The sequence below is a fragment of the Paraperibacillus esterisolvens genome (assembly GCF_046237625.1).
In the GTDB taxonomy this organism is placed as follows: Bacteria; Bacillota; Bacilli; order Bacillales; family DSM-1321; genus Paraperibacillus; species Paraperibacillus esterisolvens.
In genome coordinates this window covers 2542042-2562628 of record NZ_CP143545.1, presented here as the reverse complement: position 1 = coordinate 2562628, position 20587 = coordinate 2542042, and the positions used below count along the sequence as shown (strand labels likewise).

Genomic DNA, 20587 nt, shown 5'->3' with positions numbered 1-20587 from the left:
AGATAGAGAGAAAAGGAGAATGTTACGTGACAAAAAGGGCCGTTTTCATCCCGCTATTTCTGCTATTAATCCTCGTTTTACTATTATTTATTGAAAATACCAGGCTTGAGACCATGCAGCCAAGCGTTGACTGGAGCAGGTCAATCGAGACTGGGGGAAAAGCCTCTACCCTCCAGGCTCCCTTTATACATAATGAAAGGCTGTTCTTTGCGGAAGACCATGGGGTATCAGAAATAATATGCTCTGCCGGCCTCGACTGCAAAAAAAAGAAAGTGGCTGATATTTCTATTCCCGGGAGTTCTGCTTTTTGGACGGATGGGAAGGATGTCATTTATCAGGATGATACAGACCTATACCTATTCCGTAATGGTGAAAAGAAACTAATGGAAAAAGGTCTTTCCAGTGCAAGGGCAGGAAATGACAGTCTTATATTCTGGAAGAATGAAGACTTATACATAGTAGATACAGTAAATAAGAAGTCGAAAAAAATTCATCATGCAGATTATCCCATCATTGATGCCGCCTTCGAAAAAGACTCCTTCGTTGTGGCGGAGGAAAAGGGACCGGGAATCTTCAAGCTTACTTTATTTGAAGGAAAGCGGACAAATTATAAAAAACTCCCTCTTCCTGAAATTGAGTTTCCAAACGGCGAGGTACTGGAAGCCTTTAAGCTGTCAAGGAAAGAAAATGATATGATTCTTGCACTCAATACGATGAGAATCTCCCAGGGAAACAAGAGCTTTGATATCTGGGAGGCAGCCTATAACCTTAAAGCATTGAAAAAGCCTGTACTATCCAGGGCCGACTTTATGGACCAAAAATCAGGGGCAGAGTACAAGGATCCAAGGAATATGAACTTCAGGGTTGACGGAGGGTCAGAACAGCTTCTCTTTATGGCAAATGGACAACGATATTCAAAGTTTCAAGGATACAACCTGTACCTTGCCGAAAAAAAGAAAGGGAAATGGACAGCCCAAAAAGTCAGCACAACGCGAAATCTTCCTAATTCGCCTGTCTGGACCGGAAAGGGAATGGTCATGTGGGTGAATTTCACCGGAGGGCAGAATGACTTATATGGCGCATCCACGAATAAGGATGCCATTGAGAAAGGCAGCAAGATTACCAAAACGGATGTGAAATTTTCTGCGTCCAACACAGTGACCGCCCTGTTCGGGAGCTTCCTGGTCCTCTTTTCCAGCATGATGTGGGTCATCCTGCCCTGCACATTTTATGCTATACTGTTTTTCTCAAAAGGAAATCTTTTGGATGACGATTCGAGAAAATGGGTCCTTTATGTGCCCATCCTGCTCTTCCTGCTGACCCAGCTTTATTACTTTAATACTGCCTTAAGAAAGGATTCCTATGTCTTTGCACCGGAATATCTCACTTTCCATGGCAGCTTTTATATATGGCCATGCATCGCAGCCCTCATTTCTTTCGGCGTACTGCGTCTTAGCCGGTTGAAGGATGTGAATGCTGCCGGGCGCTTTTTTTACTTTGCAGTGGTTGATATTCTAATCCTGATGTTCTTGATAGGACCATATATTTTATAAATTGATTTTAGTGGTCATTTGAACAGGAGTGATAAATGGGTTGCTCAAGGGTTACTTCAAGACTTTTGTAGATGGTCATTCATTGTTTTTACTGCAAGGAAGCATCAGCCTGAGGTGAGCATGTTACCCTCCGGATTTTATTCATAAGCCGATGCATGGCATTACTGGTTATAATTTTAAATAGGTCCGTAGAGCTGGTGAAAGCAGGCTTACGGACCTTTTCCTTTCGCATGGATAGCCGGGAACCCCCAAGCCTGTACCTTTTAAGGTTCTTTTTTTTATCCTTATCTGATTAAACAGCCTATACAGTCCTGTGCTCCTGCACATATTCTGTGAGTGTAAAAAATATAAAGATAGGGTCCTGAGGAGGAAATGAAATGAATCCACAATATATGGAACATGATATGAATGATCAGAGAATAAGGCCGGGCTTCGGTTTTGGCTTCGGCAGGCCAGGTTTTGGCTTTGGCAGGCCGGGCTTTGGCTGGGGCCGTCCAGGTTTTGGCTGGGGCCGTCCGTGGGGCTGGGGAGGCTGGGGTTATGGAGGCGCCTTCCTGGGAGGCCTGGCAGCAGGTGCACTGCTTAGTCCAGGATATGGCTATGGATACGGATATGGCTATCCATACCCTTATCCCTACTATGGATACCCTTATTACGTATAAAGAAAATGAAGGCCTTCCGTCAGGGAAGGCCTTCTTCTTTGAAACATAAGCCGGAAATAAGCTGTGCTTTTTCATATTGAAAACGATAGCTGCCAAAAAAATAACGGAATTCATCAAAAAGCAGCTCTTCGCTTCTGCCGAAATCGTAGAGACATAGAAACTTCTCTAAAAGGTCAGCATCCTCAAGTGTCTCAAATAAGCCGGTTACATAAAAGGGAGTTTTAAACCGGTCAAACAATCCGGGGCATCCGCAAAAGTCAAAAATAGATTCAACAGTGTCCATGTTCATTTTGTTCCCTCCTCATTGTCAGTATGGAAAAAGGCGGAGGGGAAAATACCACATGAAAAAACCGGCCGATATTTTCGGCCGGCAGTACTGATGTATCAGCTGTACATCTCTTTGACCTGCTTCTGCAAATCACTGTTTTCAAGGTACTCATCATAAGTCATCTGCTTATCGATGAGCCCTTTTGGTGTTATTTCAATGATGCGGTTCGCGATTGTCTGGATGAACTGATGGTCATGTGATGCAAAAATCATGGAACCTTTGAAGTTGATCAATCCGTTGTTCAAGGCAGTGATCGATTCAAGATCCAGGTGATTGGTAGGTTCGTCAAGCAGGAGTACATTCGATCCGCTGAGCATCATCCTGGACAGCATGCATCTCACTTTTTCTCCTCCGGAAAGGACGCCCGGCTTTTTGAGGACTTCTTCACCTGAGAAGAGCATTCTGCCAAGGAAGCCGCGAAGGAAGCTCTCGCTCTGATCGTTTGGTGAGAATTGGCGCAGCCAGTCAACAAGGGTCTGCTCGTTTCCTTCAAAATACTCAGAGTTGTCTTTCGGGAAATAAGCCTGGGATGTTGTAATACCCCATCTATACGTCCCGCTGTCTGCTTCCATCTCTCCTGTAAGGATCTTAAAGAGAGTCGTCTTCGCAATCTCATCCGTTCCGGCCAGTGCAATTTTGTCTCCTTTATTCATGATGAAAGAGACATTATCGAGTACTTTTACCCCGTCAATCGTTTTTGAAAGTCCTTCGACTCTCAGGAGATCGTTGCCGACTTCCCTTTCAGGAGTGAAATGCACATAAGGATAGCGGCGTGACGATGGCCTGATATCATCGAGTGAAATTTTATCAAGCAGTTTTTTACGGGAAGTTGCCTGTTTTGATTTTGATGCATTCGCGCTGAAACGGGCAATGAAGGCCTGAAGTTCTTTAATCTTTTCTTCCTTCTTTTTGTTTGACTCCGAGGTCAGCTTGGAAGCAAGCTGGCTGGACTCATACCAGAAGTCATAGTTGCCGACATAAATCTGGATTTTTGAAAAATCAAGGTCTGCGATATGTGTGCAGACTTTATTCAGGAAGTGCCGGTCATGGGAAACGACGATGACTGTATTCTCAAAGTTGATGAGGAACTCTTCCAGCCATTGAATCGCCTTAATATCAAGGTGGTTGGTCGGCTCATCCAGGAGAAGGACGTCCGGCTTGCCGAACAATGCCTGTGCAAGGAGAACTTTTACTTTATCGCCGCCGCCAAGGTCAGCCATTTTTTTAGAATGAAGTCCTTCCTCGATGCCCAGTCCCTTTAACAGGATGGCAGCTTCGGATTCTGCTTCCCAGCCATTCAATTCCGCAAATTCGCCTTCGAGCTCGGCTGCACGGATTCCGTCTTCGTCTGAGAAGTCTGCCTTCATATAGATGGCATCTTTTTCTTTCATGATTTCAAATAAACGTTGATGTCCCCTGATTACAACGGATAAAACTTCTTCTTCCTCAAATTCAAAGTGGTTCTGTTTCAACACAGCCAGACGTTCGCCAGGGCCAAGGTGCACATCTCCAGTCTGTGCTTCGATTTCACCGGAAAGGATTTTTAGGAAGGTGGATTTGCCTGCGCCGTTCGCCCCGATAAGCCCGTAGCAATTTCCGGGAGTGAATTTTATATTTACATCTTCAAACAGCTTGCGGTCGCCATAGCGCAAGCCGACATTATTTACAGTGATCATTTGCTTAATACCTCCAAAAAGACAATATCTTTAATTATAACAGATTTTCATTCAGGATGATATGGACTCCCAAGATACTTCGCAGGAAGTGTGTCTTCCACTGCCTCGCCATTCTTTAATGACACATAATAGGCACCCGCATGCTTTCTTGAGGAAACGATAGTATGAAGCTCATCCCCTATGAAATGAAGCGCAGCTCCATCATCAATTGCATAACCACCCTTTAGCTTCCTGTTTTTTACCAAGGAAGTATAGGTGCCCCTGCGTTCAGCCTCGCCATCGTAATGAGGGCAGCAGCTGCCGCCAAGGAATCCAAGGGAAGAAAGTTCCCTAAGCGTCCCAAAAGAATCTGTGACTCCACTTTCAAACCAGCAGATTGCCCCTGCACTTATCCCCGACAGCACAATCCCCTTATTCCAGGCTTTGTGAAGAATCCGGTCCAGTTCCCATTCACGCCAAAGCGCAAGCAGGTTCTTTGTGTTTCCGCCGCCAACAAAAATGATGTCCTTTTCTAAAACAAAGGACTCGAGATCCTGTGAGGGGGGCTTGAACAGAGATAGATGAGATGAATGGCAGCCGTAAGCTTCAAAAGCTTTGTAGAAGCGGCTGATATAGCTGTCAGAATCTCCGGATGCGGTCGGAATGAAACAGATTTTGGGCGACTTTTTTCGTGCTTGCTCCAAAATGTATATATCAAGGAGCGGATTTTCAGGCTCCATGGAGAATCCGCCGCCTCCAAGGGCAATGATTTGCTTCATTTTATTCACCTCTAACTCAGGATTCTTTCATTATACAGTAATTTCTTAAAACCGGATTGCTTTCGACCGACTTTTCTGATAATATGAATTTCCGCCATTTCACCGTTACACCAACTGTGTTTTCTCCACAACAGCCTACATTTGAAGGGAGAAAATGAAATATGGAGCAGCATCCTGATTTTATGAAAGAACTTCAACGCCTGGACTTTACCAAAAGGTATATGGACGCCGTCATTGAAACGGCTCAGACGAGCAAAGATAAGTTTAAAGAGAATATGGAAAAGGTATTTGGAGATGCCGACTGGCTCGAAACCGGCGGCTATGCCGAGATTCTGACAAATGCCAGTTTCTTTGATATGTCCTCCCAGGAACTGGAGAGCTTGAACCGTGCCAAAATGAAGCCTTATTTTGCCAGGGTAGATTTTATTCGAAACGGCCAGAGTGCACCGGAGATCCTCTACTTTGGGAAAACATCGCTGTATCAGAGGGAAAATCAGGAACAGATCATTGTCGACTGGAGGTCCCCCATTGCCAATCTGTACTATGAAGGAAGGCTCGGGTCGGTCAGCTATATGGCTGAGGGAGAAGAATTCGAAGGCGATATTTCCTTGAAAAGACAGCTTATGATCGAGAGAGGAAAGCTTGAGGATATCAGGGATATCGATTTGACTACCACAGACGAACTCCTGCAGGAATCACTGTCAAAAAGCTCCAGCAACAGGCTGACTGAAATTGTCGCGACGATCCAGGAAGAGCAAAACCGGATCATCCGGGCAGACCTGAATAAGCCGATCATCGTACAGGGTGCCGCCGGCAGCGGGAAAACCACCATTGCACTTCACCGAATCTCCTATTTTATTTATCATTACAGAGACCAATTCGATCCACGGAGCATGATGATCATTGCACCGAGCAGATTATTCATTGACTACATATCCGAAGCCCTCCCAGAACTTGGAGTGGAAAGGGTCAAACAATTTACTTTCAGTGAATATGTACAGAACGCCATCGGGAAGAAGCTGAAGCTGAGAAGGGATGATAAGCTGATCACCCTGCTGGAGGGATGCCATGCAGATAAGGGGACTATCGCTTATATGTCAGGGTTTAAGGGTTCCCAGGCATTCAAGGACATTATAGATTCCTATCTGCTGGAAGTATACAAGCGATTCATTCCGAAAGAAGACTTTTATGTAGACAAATATAGAGTATATTCAGCGAAAAGGTTCAAGCATCTCCTGCTGAAAGAATATTGGTATCTGCCCTTATACAGCCGCCTGGAAAAACTGAAGAATATCCTGCACAATCAGGTGCGTGCCAATAAGAAACAAATGCTTGAAGGAATTGAAAAATTTTATGACGACCGATTGGACAGAGCCCTGTTCGGACGAATGGATCCAGCCAGGCGGAAGGAAGCAGTTTCAAGCGCGCTCGATAAGAAACAGGAACGGCTGCAGGAAATCCGGGAGGCAATAAAAAATTCCTTAAAGTCGTATATGAAACAATTTGAGAAGAAGGGGATTCTCCATTATTATCAGGAAATATGTGAAAGCCCCAAACAGCTCCAGAAGTATTCGGGCGGCAGCCTTACAATGGAACAGGCAGAGCTTATTTCCCAGCATCAGAAAGAAATGCTGGCTAAAAATCAATATGAGCTGGAAGATCTGGCGCCCATCCTCTATCTATACTCCAAGCTGTTTGGAGTAGATAAGGAGAAACGGGCGAAGAATATTGTCATTGATGAGGCCCAGGATTACAGCTTTATGCAGCTTCTTTCCCTTAAGTCAGCGAATGATACAGATATGTTCACACTGGTCGGCGATCTGGCACAAGGAATTCACTCCTACAGGGGGCTTGATTCCTGGGAAACCATCCAGCAGAAGATTTTCCCCAGGGCGATTTATACTGAACTCCAGAAAAGCTATAGGACGACAGTCGAAATTATGGAGGAAGCAAATAGACTGCTTCAGTATCTTCCATATCAGTTTCCACGCGTGGAGCCGGTTGTCCGCCATGGTGAGAAGCCCGTTTTTACTGCTGTGACTGATCCAGTGGAATATACGACATATATTTCTGCCAGAATAACAGAACTAATGAAAGAAAATTTCCAAACCTTTGCCATTATCTGCAAAACCATGAAGGACAGCCGGATTGTATATGAACTGTTAAAAGGTCTTGACTCTTTCGGAGTGAAGCTGCTGGAGGAGCAGGAATCCATTCCGAAAGACAAGGTTGTCATCCTGCCAGCCTATCTGTCTAAGGGACTTGAATTTGATGCGGTTCTGGCGGTTTCTTATGAAGAAAGCTACAGCAGGAAAAATGACCTTGATATCAAGCTTCTTTATGTGACCATGACCCGCCCCTTGCACCGCCTCTACTTCTTTGGCAGGAAGAAAGAGGATTTCCTGCTTGGCTCTTAAAAAGAGCCCATTGACTTTTTGTAACCGTTTTATTATCTTTAACATATAATAGTCCATCTTCAAATAAACCATATAGTAAAGGGGTTTGTTTTATGTCGGGTGTCATTCTTAACTAACCGTAATTTCATACGGATGCAGCTGAAATTTTTATGGCTTACTTAAGCTTATTTAAGTGTGCCCGGGGCTGCATGGTTAAGAATGAATCATCATGGCAGATACTTTTTCTCCCTTGGAAACTTTGCGTTCTGGCAGAGTCTGTCCATTGGTTAAAAAGTTGATTTAAGCAGTATCCCGCTTAAAAACCGCAGGTGAACATCGTTCGCCTGCGGTTTTTTTGCGTGTCGGCAGCCCGGTTCCAACGGTCTGCCGGGTTATTTGAAGATGGACTGATTATTTAAAAAGGATGTGTCAAGATGAACGAAAAAACATTTAACCATCTGGGGTATACACAGATTAAGCAAGATATAGCAGCATTTGCAATGAGCAGGGCCGCAAAGGACAGAATCATGGACATCACTCCCTCCTTCAATGGAAGACAAATTGAATCCAGGCATGAAGAGGTAACTGAAGCTGTAAAAATTTTGGAAAAAAGCTCAAGCGTCCCCATTTCCTCCCTTGAAGGTATAGAACGCCTGCTAGGCGTGATACACAAAGGAACAGCTCTGAGGGAAGAACAGTTAATGAAGCTTGCAATGTTCCTGGACAGCTGCCTGAAGCTTAAACGCTTTATGCGTGACAAAGAGTCGCTGGCACCGCGAATCAGTTTATATGCTGAAGGGATTGAAGACATACCGGAACTGCTGCATGAAATAAACCGCTGTATCCGGAATGGCCGTGTGGATGATCATGCAACAAAGACCCTGCTGAAAATAAGAAGGGCCATTGGGATACAAGAGGATAAGCTGAAGGAAAGACTTCACTCCATCATTAAATCAAGCAGATACAAAATGTATCTTCAAGATCAAATCGTAAGTGAGAGAAACGGAAGATATGTTATCTCAGTCAAAAGGGAGTATAAAGGAAAAATAAAGGGGCATGTATTGGATACATCAGCATCTGGATCCACGGTATTTATGGAGCCGGAGGAAGCCAATTCACTTCTTGAGGAATTGAACAGCCTAAAAGCACAGGAAGAAATAGAGATAGAAGAGATTCTGATCTATTTAACAGGGCTGGCTGCCCGGAGTGAGAAGGAGCTCCTGCTAGCTGGAGAAATAATGGTTCAATATGATATTCTATTCGCCAAAGGCAGGCACAGCAGAAGTATCGGAGGAAGCAAGGTCTCCATTGAAGGCCGCAGGAGGTTTAGCTTGAAGGAAGCAAGACATCCTCTTCTTGGTGGGGAAGCTGTGCCGCTTAATTTATCATTAGGGGAAAAAGAAAGTGTGCTTGTCATAACAGGTCCCAATACAGGCGGGAAAACAGTTGCTCTTAAAACCGCAGGACTGCTTATTTTGATGGCACAGAGCGGATTCCATATCCCGGCATCTGAACAAAGCTCAATCGGCATTTTTCAAAAGGTGCTGATTGATATAGGAGACGGTCAAAGCATTGAACAAAATCTGAGTACATTCAGTTCCCATATCAAATGTGTCATTGAAATTTTAAAAGAAGCAAATGATCACTCCCTGATACTGATGGATGAGCTGGGCTCGGGGACTGATCCAGGCGAGGGTATGGGACTTGCAGCCATGATTCTTGAGCAGCTGTATGAAAAGGGAGCGGTAGTGATTGCCACCACACATTATAGCGAAATTAAAGGGCTCGCAGACAGAAAAGCAGGTTTTATAAATGGATCGATGGACTTTAACCTGGATACATTGCAGCCGACTTATCAATTGGTCATTGGAAAAGGAGGGGAAAGCCAGGCGTTCTCCATTGCACTCAAGCTTGGTATGCATCCATCCCTGATAGAAAAAGCACATCAATACACATATAATGAAAGTATTTCTTACAGCTGTGAAGCCCCTGATTCTTCAATCAAAAAGGACTGGGAGAAACAGATTGCCGTTAATAAGTTCGCACACCGGGAAAAGAACAATCAGCATGCGGCCTTGAAACCGGAGAAATCTTACCAAAGGGGAGATCATGTAATCATATCTCCAAAAGGAGAGTCTGGGATCATATTCAGCGGACCGGATTCCTCTGGGAATTATATAGTCCAGATACAGGGGGAAAAAAGGAAGGAAAACCATAAACGCCTTAAACTCTATATCAGTGCAGAAAAGCTTTATCCGGAAGACTATGATTTTGATATCATCTTTGAATCTAAAGAAGATAGGAAGGCCATTAATCAAATGAAGAGAAGGCATGTTGATGGCCTGGTTATAAATCGGGATGAGGGGCCTAAGGAATAAGGAGAATTTTGTCTTTATTTGTAAATAATTAGAACTAGTTTTTAGGGAATTACACCTAACTGATTGAAATGAGAACAAGAGAAGATTATACTTTATCTTGGTTCAAGTTCTTGGGTGTAACGCCAAATATATACAGCATTCCTGTCCGTAAGTGGAAGTTATGCTGTTTTTTTATATATCAAGGACAGGAGGACTGTTTGTACTATTACACATAAAAAATGAGGTACCCCAAATGAAATTAAACAGATACCAGAATGTCTTTTTAACCAATATGAATAAACAGCTGGCAAAATGGCTGGAAGAAAGCAGCGGCCATATACCCGCAGAAGAGGTATACAGATTCCTTCATTCTATTAAGGGAACAGCTGGAACCCTAAAACTGGATGAGCTTTCTGTCCTGGCTTCAAGCCTGATGGAAGAGTCAGAAGGGAGAGAGGCTTCCTATTCCAAAGAAGAGTTATCTCAATTTTTAATGGATCTGCCCGAAAAGGGCAATCCACAGGAGCAACTCGTTGAACCGGCCAGGAGAGAGGAAGCAGAGCGGGACGAAGGGGTGCCGCTTATCCAGGTCATTGAAGATGATATCTCCATGCTCATTGTCCTAAAGGACGCGCTGGAAGAAAAAGGCTGGATGGTAATAGCAAATACAGACGGCAGCCAGGCGGTGAGCCGCTTCACTCAATTGAATCCTGACTGCATGGTCATCAACATCGATCTGCCGGAAAAAAGCGGCTACGAAATCCTGGAAGAGATAAAACAACAGGATATGAGGACTGCTGTCCCAAAAGTCATGATCAGCAGCAATAATACGAAGGATTCCAGAATAAAGGCATTCCAGCTTGGAGCAGATGATTTTATCGGCAAGCCGCTTGACCTCGAAGAATTTATTGTAAGGGTGGAAAGACAGCTCGAGAGGAAACGGATTCTCGACCGCTTCGTTTTGATTGATGAGCTTACACAGGTGTACAATCGCCGCCATCTTCACAATGCCCTATCAAGCAGTCTTAGCGACCTTAAGAGAACGCGCTCGTCTTTAACGGCAGCAATGATTGACCTGGATCATTTCAAAAAAGTGAATGATACATATGGCCATCTTGTCGGAGATAAAGTACTAAAGGAATTTGCATCTTTCATGAAAAGGAATCTCCGCGGCTCTGATACGATCTGCCGATATGGCGGGGAAGAATTCTTTATCCTGTTCCCTCATACAAGTGAGGCTGAAACCATGCAGAAGCTCGAAAGCCTCCTTGAGGAATTCGCTGCCATCCCTTTTTCTTCTGGCGAGGAAGCTTTTACTGTGACGTTCTCCGCCGGTGTCTATATGGTTCGGGAGACGGATACAGACTTGGAAACTATCATTAAGAAAGCGGATGATGCCCTTTATCATGCTAAGAAAAATGGGAGGGCGAGAATTGAAGCGGCGCTTCCTGCAGTCCAGGGAAAACCAAATAAGAAGCTTCTTGTCTCCATCATCGACGATGATGCTATCATAAGGACTATGCTTGCCAAGATGATGGAAACATCGGCATTCCCAGGTTTTTCGCTGGATATCGAAACCTATGAAGACGGAATGGTATTTATGCAGTCAGGCCGGATCAAGGAGGAAGGCCGTCATTTCATGGTCCTTGACGGAATGATGCCTGTCATGGACGGATTGGAAGTGCTGCAGAAAGTGAAACGCTCTTCGGTTAATGGGGAATTGACAGTCCTGATGCTGACGGGAAGGAAAAGTGAACGTGATATTGCAAAGGCCCTTAAGCTCGGGGCAGACGATTACATGACTAAGCCGTTTAGCATTACTGAGCTGCAGGCAAGGATCGCGATGCTGATCAAAAGGACGTGACCCATGATTAAAGACGAGATTGCCATATTGACAGCTGCAGCCCTGCTCATAACTATTATTCTCTCAATCATGCTTCTGTATCTGGTTATAAGAAAAACGAGGGAGAATTCGTTGAGGAGAAAAGTGGACAAATATAAAGAAAACCTTAATCCGGCAGTGCTGGACATACTTTTAACCGGACAGAGTATAGGAGAAATCAAGGCGGATTCGAATATCGAAAAAAGGGCGCTTGAGGAAAGTCTGAGCGGCTATGCATCAGTACTTGAAGGAAGCGGTGTAAGAGAAAACATCACAGCTTTGGCTGAAATCCATCTCAGCCGGGATTATTCCAGGAAACTGAAAAGCATGCACTGGAGCCGGAGGATGAATTCGCTTTTCCACATTGATCTCTTCAGTCTGAAGGCACTGGAAGATGACGTGCTGTTTCTGTTAAAAAAGAAAATAAGTTCTGATGCAGAAAAAAATTATAGCCTGCGCATTCTAGCTTCTTTTGGGCATGAGGAAGCGGCAGCCCGTTTAATGGAGTCTGGCCGGACTCTGCCCCAATTTGAATATAGAAATATCCTGTCCAGGCTTCCAGCTGTCTTATTTGAAAGGCTCATGGATTCTTTTGATAAATGCCCGCAGCCTCTGCAGAATGCCCTGCTGGATACCATTGGAATGGACAAAAAGCTGGAATATACCGGCTTTTTAGAGCAGGCCATTGATATTCATGCAGGGGAGACAAGAATACGTGCATTCAAGGCACTTGTGAATATAGGGTATGTCAGTGATGTGACACATTACCTCCCATATGCCGCTTCTTCTGAATGGCAGGAAAGGATGCTCGCCGCCCGGCTTTTTGGGGTGGTGCGGGACGGTTCACTACTCAGTGTCCTTTCCGGCCTGCTCCGTGATTCCAGCTGGTGGGTCCGTTTCCAGGCTGGCGGTGCTATCAAGCAATATCCCCAGGGGGATGATCTTCTACTATCTATCTACCAAAATGATTCAGATCCATATGCGAGAGATATGGCATGGGAATGGATGAACAAAGGAGAGGTTCATTGATGGATATATGGTCTGCAGCGGCCTTTTACTTTGGTATTTTCATAGCAGTTTACATGATAATAGTCATCAGCTTCTATTCTGTCATTTTGTTCATCTCCATGTTACAGCTGAGGAAGGAATACAACCTGGATACAGACCTCGCCTATGAAGAATATGAGAATGAGAATTTCACCAGGCCGGTCTCCATCATTGTGCCGGCTTACAATGAAGAAGCAGGCATCATTCCAAGTGTCCGCTCGCTGCTCGGAATAAACTATCCAGAGTTTGAAATTATCGTAGTCAATGATGGATCTAAAGATTCGACTTTGGAAACGATGATCAGGCATTACGGGATGAAAGAAATTAACAAGGCAATCAGGCAGCAGGTGCCGGCAAAGAAGGTAAGAGCAGTTTACCAGTCTGAAATGCTGCCGCATCTTTATCTGATAGATAAAGACAACGGAGGGAAAGCAGATGCGCTGAATGCGGGCTTGAATCTTTCCAGCTTCCCGTATTTTTGTTCCCTGGATGGCGATTCCATCCTTGAGAGAGATGCATTTATCAAGGTGATGAAGCCGATCATCCAATCAAATGAAGAAGTCATTGCCTCAGGAGGAAGCATCCGGATCGCGAATGGGTGCGAAATTGAAAATGGAAATATCTTAAAGGTCGGCCTGTCGAGGAACCCCCTGGTCATCATGCAGACAATCGAATATCTGCGGGCGTTCCTCATGGGGAGAATTGGCCTAAGCCGGCATAATCTGCTTTTGATCATTTCTGGAGCTTTCGGTGTCTTTTCCAAGAAATGGGTCATTGATGCAGGAGGCTATAAAAGGGATACCGTCGGAGAGGACATGGAGCTTGTAGTCCGGCTGCACCGGCTGATTAAGGAAAAAGGGCAAAGGAAAAGGATTGTCTACATCCCAGACCCGGTCTGTTGGACCGAGGTGCCGGAGGAAATGAAATACCTGAGGAGACAGAGGAGCAGATGGCACCGGGGGCTGTTTGAGAGCCTCTCGAATCATAGGAACATGGTCTTTAACCCAAAATACGGCTCTATTGGATTCATCTCGTTCCCATATTTCTGGATTGTAGAATTCCTTGGACCCATCGTAGAGCTCACAGGATATCTCTATATCATACTCGCACTGTTCCTTGGCGGAATTTATATGGAATTTGCGATATTGATTTTTCTTCTTTCCTGTTTATACGGATCTATCTTTTCAATGGCGTCTGTTCTCCTGGAGGAATGGAGCCTGAGGAAATACCCGAGAATCTCCCATTTGGTCAAGCTGTTTTTTTATTCGGTCACCGAAACATTATGGTACCGTCCATTGACTGTTCTATGGAGATTTGAAGGAATCATCCAAATCATCAAAGGAGATGTGAGCTGGGGCGATATGAAAAGAAAAGGGGTTTCCAAATGAGGCGCATCACAAAACAGCATGTTTTTTTCTGGAGCTATTTAGTCCTCCTCCTTCTTCTTTTGACCAGTCCTTTTTGGCTCTGGCAGCTAAAGGGCACGAAGGAGCTCGATGTCCTGGTTGTTGATAAGACAGTTTCTGACACTTCCTATAGAGAGCATAAGGGACTCATGTGGATACTTAACAACGGAAAATATAAGAAAGAAGATGGACAGCCGTACAGGCTTGAACGGGATTACAGGGGTTATAAACCAGGTGAAAATGGAAAGCACCGTATAAGCACGCTTCCAGAAAACCTGGATTCCTATGATCTGATATATTTGGCTGATCAATACGGAGTTTATAATGATGATGTTAACAGCTCAAAGAAGGGCAGCGGCCTTCTTTACGGCGGACTCACCCGCAAGGAAATTTCAAAGCTGGAAAGTGCACTATCCGGGAGTAAAAAAACATTAATCGCAGAATTTAATACTTTTGCAAGTCCGGCAGATGATGAAGTGAAACAAAGGATGGAGAGTTTACTCGGAATTAAGTGGCAGGGCTGGATTGGCAGGTATTTCTCCGATTTAGAGGGCAGGGAAGTCCCTGAATGGGCCAGGTCGAGCTATAAGGAACAGAATGGAAAACAGTGGAATTACACAGGTGAAGGCTTTTTGTTTGTAAATAGGACTGGCCGCCTTGTAGTGCTTCCCAAGACGAGCCTCACTGCCAAAAATGGGTTGAGCTTCACCTTGACTCCTAAAGGGCGCGAACTTGCTGGTAAAAACCTGAAAGCCCGATATGGGTATTGGTTTGATGTGATAGAACCTGAGCCAGGGACAGAAACACTGGCTCAATATGAAATCCCTGTTAAGAAAAAAGCCGAAAATAGATTAAAGAGTGAGGGAATTCCGTTAAAGTTTCCGGCGATCCTCCACCAAAAAAATGCAGGTTATAATTCTTATTATTTTGCCGGTGATTTTGCAGATGAAGAAGAGGTGCCGGGAATCTACCAGACAACCGGCACAACAGCCTTAAAACGCTTAACCGGACAATCATTCTTTTGGGAGTCATATGTGCCGTTGATGCAGGGGATTCTTGAAAAAGGTCTGCACCAGACAGTCAGGCAGCAAGCGGCTGAAATAAAAACAGAAAAAGGAGTGAAGTTTAACACCAAGAGCGGCAAGGAATTTGTCCAGATTCTAAGAAAAGGAAAGTGGGTGGATATGCCTGTAAAAGGGGTCAATATGGGTATTTCCAAGCCCGGCTATTTCCCAGGGGAAACTGCCATCACAAAAGGTGAGTATCTGCGCTGGTTCAAACAGATAGGCAGAATGAATGCTAATACAATCAGAGTCTACACCTTGCATCCCCCTGCCTTTTACCAGGCATTCTATGAATATAACAAACAGGCAGAAAAGCCCCTTTATCTGCTGCATGGTGTCTGGATTGAGGAAGAAAAACTGGTTAAAACACAGAATATGTTCTCCGGAGGACAATCATCGGTATTTAAAGAGAATATCAGACAGATTACTGACGCCGTTCATGGTCAGGCAAAACTGGGTGAACGGGCTGGACATGCCTCTGGAAACTATAAATGGGATATCTCCCCTTATGTGCTTGGGTTTATCCTCGGCATTGAGTGGGATCCTCAGGCTGTTTATCACACCAATCAGAAAAATGAAGGGCGAAAGCCTTATAAGGGCATGTATTTCAGCTCCGGTGAAGGCGCCTCTCCTTTTGAAAGCTGGCTGGCCGGAATGATGGATTATACGGCAGCATATGAAAAGGAAAAGTACGGATGGCAGCATTCAATAAGTTTCACGAATTGGGTGACGACTGACCTGCTGAGTCATCCATCGGAGCCTTCCGTGAATGAGGACCTTGTTTCTGTAAATCCGGGCCATATCAAAAAAGAAACCGCCTTTAAGGCAGGAATGTTCGCATCTTATCATATTTATCCATATTATCCTGATTTCCTAAATTATGAGAATCGGTATGTGCAGTATCGCGATCAAGATGGGAAGAAGAATAATTATGAAGGCTACTTACGGGATTTGATCAAGGAGCATACGATGCCCGTGCTCGTGGCAGAATTTGGGGTCCCTGGATCCAGGGGCATGACACACAGGAGTGCGGGAGGCATGAATCAGGGAAATCACTCGGAGGAAGAACAGGGAAGGATTGACAGCCGGCTTTATAAATCGATCCGTAAGACAGGCTATGCAGGGGGGCTTGTATTTACATGGCAGGATGAATGGTTCAAGAGGACCTGGAATACCATGGACGCTGATAACCCTGATAGGAGGCCGTTCTGGAATAATGTTCAGACCAATGAACAACACTTTGGACTGCTTAGCTTTGACCCGGGAAAAGAAGGCGCATCGATCGCGGTGGATGGATCTGACAGAGACTGGGCATCCGCTGGCGGTAAAGCTGCCGACTTTAAGCCGGCTGATGATGAGATTGAAAGCGTAATGGTCTCTGCTGACGAAGGGTATGTATATATTAAAGCAGCGTTCAAGAAGCCCCTTGATTTCAACAATGAGGATGTATACATTATGTTTGACACAATTGGGGGACAGGGGAAACAAACGGTTAAATTGCCGCATGCCTCTGTCAGGACGCAGAAGGGCGTAGATTTCCTTGCTGAAATTAAAAGCAAGGATAGTGCAAGGCTGATGGTGGACAGCTATTATGATACCTTCTATTACCAATATGGCGAGCAATTGGGATTGATTCCAAAAGCGGCGTATGCGGCAGATAAAGACAATGATGTCTTTCACCCAATTCGGCTTGCCCTAAACAAACCGCTGGTTATTCCCGATAAAAAACAAGAGGTGCCATTTCAGGACTATGAAACAGGTAAGCTTACATTTGGCAATGGAGATCCATCAGCTAAAGACTATAATTCGCTTACTGATATAGCCTTGAGCAAGAACCAGACTTTAATGGAAATGAGGATACCATGGGCGCTGCTCAATGTGAAGGATCCGAGCACTGGAGAGATTATGGGGAATATGTGGGCAAAAGGGATGGAAGCATCGGTTACCATCCCCGAATTCAATCTGGCACTCATGACGGATAAAAAGGGTCGCAGCGGAATGAAAAAAGAACTTGCCTTTACAGGAGTTAAATGGAAAAAGTGGGATACGCCAAGCTATCATGAACGCCTTAAACAGTCCTACTATATCATGAAAAAGGCGTATTCCGGGAAATAATCGAAAATGGGGCCAGACCCCTGCATGAAAGAAAGGGTGTTGGATTTGAAGCGGATTTTACTGGCGGAGGATGAGGAAGTGCTGCGCATGCTTGTTGTGGATACATTAGAGGATGAAGAGTATCTGGTGGACGAGGCTGCCGATGGCGGGGAGGCGGTCGAGCTGTTCCATGCAAACGAGTATGATCTGTTGATTGTGGATTATATGATGCCCGTATACAGCGGGCTTGAGGTGATAGAAAAGATCAGGCGCTCAGAAAAAGGGGAGGGCATCAAAATATTGATGCTGTCAGCCAAGAGCCAGCAGTTTGAACAGCAGAAGATATTGGATGCAGGGGCGGATTATTTTATGGCAAAGCCTTTCAGCCCCCTGAAGCTGCTAGAAAAGGTCGGGGAGATTATCAATGAAGCGCCTCCAGCCTGTTAGGAAAAGTCTCTCCAGACAATTTGGGGTGTCGATGGCTGCATTCATCATCTTCTTTGTTGCCGGCTCAAGCCTGCTGCTCTATTTCCAGGACTCTTTAAATACATCCTTTTACGAAGACAGACAGCAGATCGTCCGTATGGAAAAGCTTTCGACTGATATTAACAGCCGCTTCAACCGTGCTTTTTTTGATATGCGGGGATATCTCGCATTTGATAATAGACAGCTCCTCCAAAGTGCCATGAAGCAGAAAGAAGAAATCGATTTAAAAGTCCGGGAGTTAAAGCAGGCGGCATCCACAAGGCGGGACAAGGAGATGGCATCAGGGATAAGGGCATTTTACAAATACTATTTCATTGATACGATCCCTATTGTAATCAAGGATGTGAATGAGGGCCATAAGGAAAGAGTGGTGGAGCTTGCTGCAAAAGAGAGCACAGCGAGGGTCAATTCGTTTCAGAATGAACTGGATGATTATCAAACGGATCTTGATGACAGATTAGAGAGCAGGATGAATGAGCTTACAAAGAGCCAGGGGATCCTTCAGAGATATTTCATCAGTTTTATTTTGATCATTTCAGTGGTGGTATATTTTATCCTTAAGACGATGATCCAGAGAGTTGGCCAGCCCCTCTCACAGATAGCGGAAGCCGCTAATGAAATTGCCCTCGGCCGGGGAGCTTCCCTTGCCATGAACAAGCGTGAAGATGAACTTGGTATACTCAGCAGCGCGTTCAATAAGATGGTAGCCACACTACAGGATAAAGAGAAGGACCTTGTTGCACAGAACGAGGAACTTTCTGCCCAGCAGGATGAACTGCAGGCCCAGCAGGATGAACTGCAATATACGCTCGATGTGCTGAGGGATAATGAAATCAACCTGAACAGGCGCAATGAGCTGATCAATAGAATATCCAATTCTCTGGATAAGCAGGACGTGCTTGACAGCATCATCAAAAACATGTGTCAGCTCATCGGGGCAGACAAAGGGATCATTACGCTGCTGCATGAGGACTCTTTTTCAGCTTATGGAGTCTCTAAACGGGGAGTCGCTCAATTCCGGGCCAATATTTTCAATGGATTGAATCAGAAGCTATTAAAGGATCAGGAGTCTTTCATGATAAAAAGGGAACAGGAGCCAGAGGAAAAAGGCTTTCATGAAGGTGTGCTTTACAGCTATGACCTGTATGTCCCGGTCATCTCCTCCCTTCATGCCGTGACGGCAATCATGGTATTCAGCCGCCTTGGATCTCCATTTCCGGAAAGTCTTCAGCATGAATATAAAGCGCTGGCTAAACAGACAGGCATTTCTTTAGAGAAAATTGCTTTATATCAAAAGTCAGAAGAAGATCGGAAGCTGAATCAAAATATCATCAATTCTGTCCAGGAAGGAATTCAGCTGCTGGATACCGGCGGCAGCATCGTCCAGATGAACAAACAGCTGGGCGACCGCTTTTTTGGCGGTAAAACGGTTTCTGGGCTGACCTTCTCAGACTGGTCAGCAATCATGAATCCATACATCGCTGAGTTCGAAGAATTTATCAAGTTTGTTAAGAATGCAATAGAGTGTGAGTCAAGGGTACATGAGGAAAACTCATTGATCTATTCTCTAAAGGACAGCAATCAAGTCTTTAAGGTGTACAGTGAAAATGTATTCAGCGGCAATGAAAAAGCAGGTACTGTGCTGGTTCATAGGGATATTACGAATGAATTTGAAATAGACCGGATGAAATCGGAGTTTGTGAGTACAGTAAGCCATGAATTAAGGACGCCGCTTGCCAGTGTCCTTGGCTTTACAGAGCTGATGCTCACTAAAGAATTGAAGCCTGATAGACAAAAGAAATACCTTGCAACCATTCTGAGTGAAGCCAAGCGCCTGACCGGCCTGATCAATGATTTTCTGGATGTACAGCGCATGGAATCCGGAAAACAAAGCTATGAAAGGATCTCTACACAACTGGATGAAATCCTGGAAAAAGTGATAGAAAAGCATCAGGTACATGCCGCCGGCCATACGATTTCCCTTGATTTAAGGGATGAAAGGGAAGTGGTGTACGCTGATCCGGAGAAATTGGAACAGGTGTTTACTAACCTGATTGGCAATGCGGTAAAGTACAGCCCCGGTGGAGGAAGGATAGAAATTACCGTCTACAGGGATGGTCCTTTCTTAAAAACAAGTATAAAAGATGAAGGACTCGGGATCCCTGAGGATTCGCTGGGGAAGCTTTTCCAAAAGTTTTATCGTGTCGATAATACTGACCGAAGGAAGATTGGCGGGACTGGACTCGGACTGGCCATCGTTCAGGAAATTGTAAAAGCTCATTCCGGTGATATCACGGTTGAATCAGAATTTGGGAAAGGCAGTGTTTTTACTGTTTCCCTGCCGCTTGCTTATGAGGAAAAAAGAACTGCCATTTCTTCAGACGGAGTTAAAATCATGCTGATAGAGGATGACAGGAGCCTTTCTGAACTCCTGATGAGTGAACTTCAGGAAAAGGGGTTCTCTGTTGAACATTTCAATAGGGGAGAGGAAGCGGCAGACGCCCTGAATATCGGGGAACCACCGGCAGCGCTTGTCCTTGATATCGGTCTCAGCGGCAGTTCCATGGACGGATGGGACATAATGAAGCTGGTCAAAGCGGATGCACGGCTGAAAAATCTGCCAATCTTTATCTCATCAGCCCTGGAGGAAAAGGAGCGGGGGTTATCCCTTGGTGCTGATGAATACCTGGTTAAGCCATATAAACTGAGCATGCTTTCCTCAACCATAAAAGAGGCGCTCGAAAAGAAGGAGCAGCAGGGGGAAATCCATATTCCCCGTAAAAGCTCATAAAAAACAAGGGTTTCCTTCTCGCAGCCCATGCATGGAAAAGGAACCTGGACATGAGCAGGAACAAACGCAATAGGGCAGTGGAGCGGA

Annotated in this window: 13 protein-coding genes; 10 read left to right on the top strand and 3 right to left on the bottom strand. The window is 44.9% G+C overall.

What is annotated here, in order from left to right:
- Positions 1-26 precede the first annotated feature (26 nt).
- The gene (locus V1501_RS12900) at positions 27-1553 is read left to right on the top strand and encodes a hypothetical protein (protein WP_409288683.1); all 1527 of its coding nucleotides are present in this window, start codon (positions 27-29) and stop codon (positions 1551-1553) included.
- A 377-nt stretch (positions 1554-1930) separates the two neighbouring features.
- Positions 1931-2215 (top strand): spore coat protein, encoded by a 285-nt coding sequence (locus V1501_RS12895; RefSeq protein WP_409288681.1) that lies wholly within the window; start codon positions 1931-1933, stop codon positions 2213-2215.
- Between the two features lie 19 nt (positions 2216-2234).
- On the opposite strand, the gene V1501_RS12890 is transcribed toward V1501_RS12895, so the two are convergent.
- From V1501_RS12890 to V1501_RS12880, 3 genes are all read right to left on the bottom strand, one after another.
- The gene (locus V1501_RS12890; RefSeq protein WP_409288680.1) at positions 2235-2504 is read right to left on the bottom strand and encodes a hypothetical protein; all 270 of its coding nucleotides are present in this window, start codon (positions 2502-2504) and stop codon (positions 2235-2237) included.
- Between the two features lie 95 nt (positions 2505-2599).
- Positions 2600-4219 carry an ABC-F family ATP-binding cassette domain-containing protein gene (locus tag V1501_RS12885; protein WP_409288678.1) on the bottom strand — a complete coding sequence of 540 codons (1620 nt, stop codon included), beginning with the start codon at positions 4217-4219 and terminating at the stop codon, positions 2600-2602.
- A 47-nt stretch (positions 4220-4266) separates the two neighbouring features.
- On the bottom strand, positions 4267-4977 hold the full coding sequence (locus tag V1501_RS12880) for a Type 1 glutamine amidotransferase-like domain-containing protein (RefSeq protein ID WP_409288676.1): 711 nt from the start codon (positions 4975-4977) through the stop codon (positions 4267-4269).
- A gap of 161 nt (positions 4978-5138) precedes the next feature.
- Between V1501_RS12880 and helD the strand changes: the two genes are divergently transcribed.
- From helD to V1501_RS12840, 8 genes are all read left to right on the top strand, one after another.
- Positions 5139-7394 (top strand): RNA polymerase recycling motor HelD, encoded by a 2256-nt coding sequence (gene helD / locus V1501_RS12875; protein ID WP_409288674.1) that lies wholly within the window; start codon positions 5139-5141, stop codon positions 7392-7394.
- Positions 7395-7807: 413 nt separating this feature from the next.
- Positions 7808-9751 carry an endonuclease MutS2 gene (locus V1501_RS12870; RefSeq protein ID WP_409288672.1) on the top strand — a complete coding sequence of 648 codons (1944 nt, stop codon included), beginning with the start codon at positions 7808-7810 and terminating at the stop codon, positions 9749-9751.
- A gap of 232 nt (positions 9752-9983) precedes the next feature.
- On the top strand, positions 9984-11594 hold the full coding sequence (locus tag V1501_RS12865) for a diguanylate cyclase (protein ID WP_409288670.1): 1611 nt from the start codon (positions 9984-9986) through the stop codon (positions 11592-11594).
- Between the two features lie 3 nt (positions 11595-11597).
- Positions 11598-12641, top strand: coding sequence for a hypothetical protein (locus V1501_RS12860; protein WP_409288668.1), 1044 nt, complete (start codon positions 11598-11600; stop codon positions 12639-12641).
- Positions 12641-14047 carry a glycosyltransferase family 2 protein gene (locus V1501_RS12855; RefSeq protein ID WP_409288666.1) on the top strand — a complete coding sequence of 469 codons (1407 nt, stop codon included), beginning with the start codon at positions 12641-12643 and terminating at the stop codon, positions 14045-14047. The genes V1501_RS12860 and V1501_RS12855 overlap by 1 nt, the downstream gene beginning before the upstream one ends.
- Positions 14044-17244: a hypothetical protein gene (locus V1501_RS12850; RefSeq protein ID WP_409288664.1), complete on the top strand. Its 3201-nt coding sequence runs from the start codon at positions 14044-14046 to the stop codon at positions 17242-17244. Before V1501_RS12855 ends, V1501_RS12850 begins: the two co-directional genes overlap by 4 nt.
- Before the next feature lie 45 nt (positions 17245-17289).
- Complete coding sequence (locus V1501_RS12845) at positions 17290-17670, top strand: response regulator transcription factor (protein WP_409288662.1); 381 nt, start codon at positions 17290-17292, stop codon at positions 17668-17670.
- Positions 17648-20500, top strand: a complete 2853-nt coding sequence (locus V1501_RS12840) for an ATP-binding protein (RefSeq protein WP_409288660.1) — start codon at positions 17648-17650, stop codon at positions 20498-20500. The genes V1501_RS12845 and V1501_RS12840 overlap by 23 nt, the downstream gene beginning before the upstream one ends.
- Positions 20501-20587: the final 87 nt, after the last annotated feature.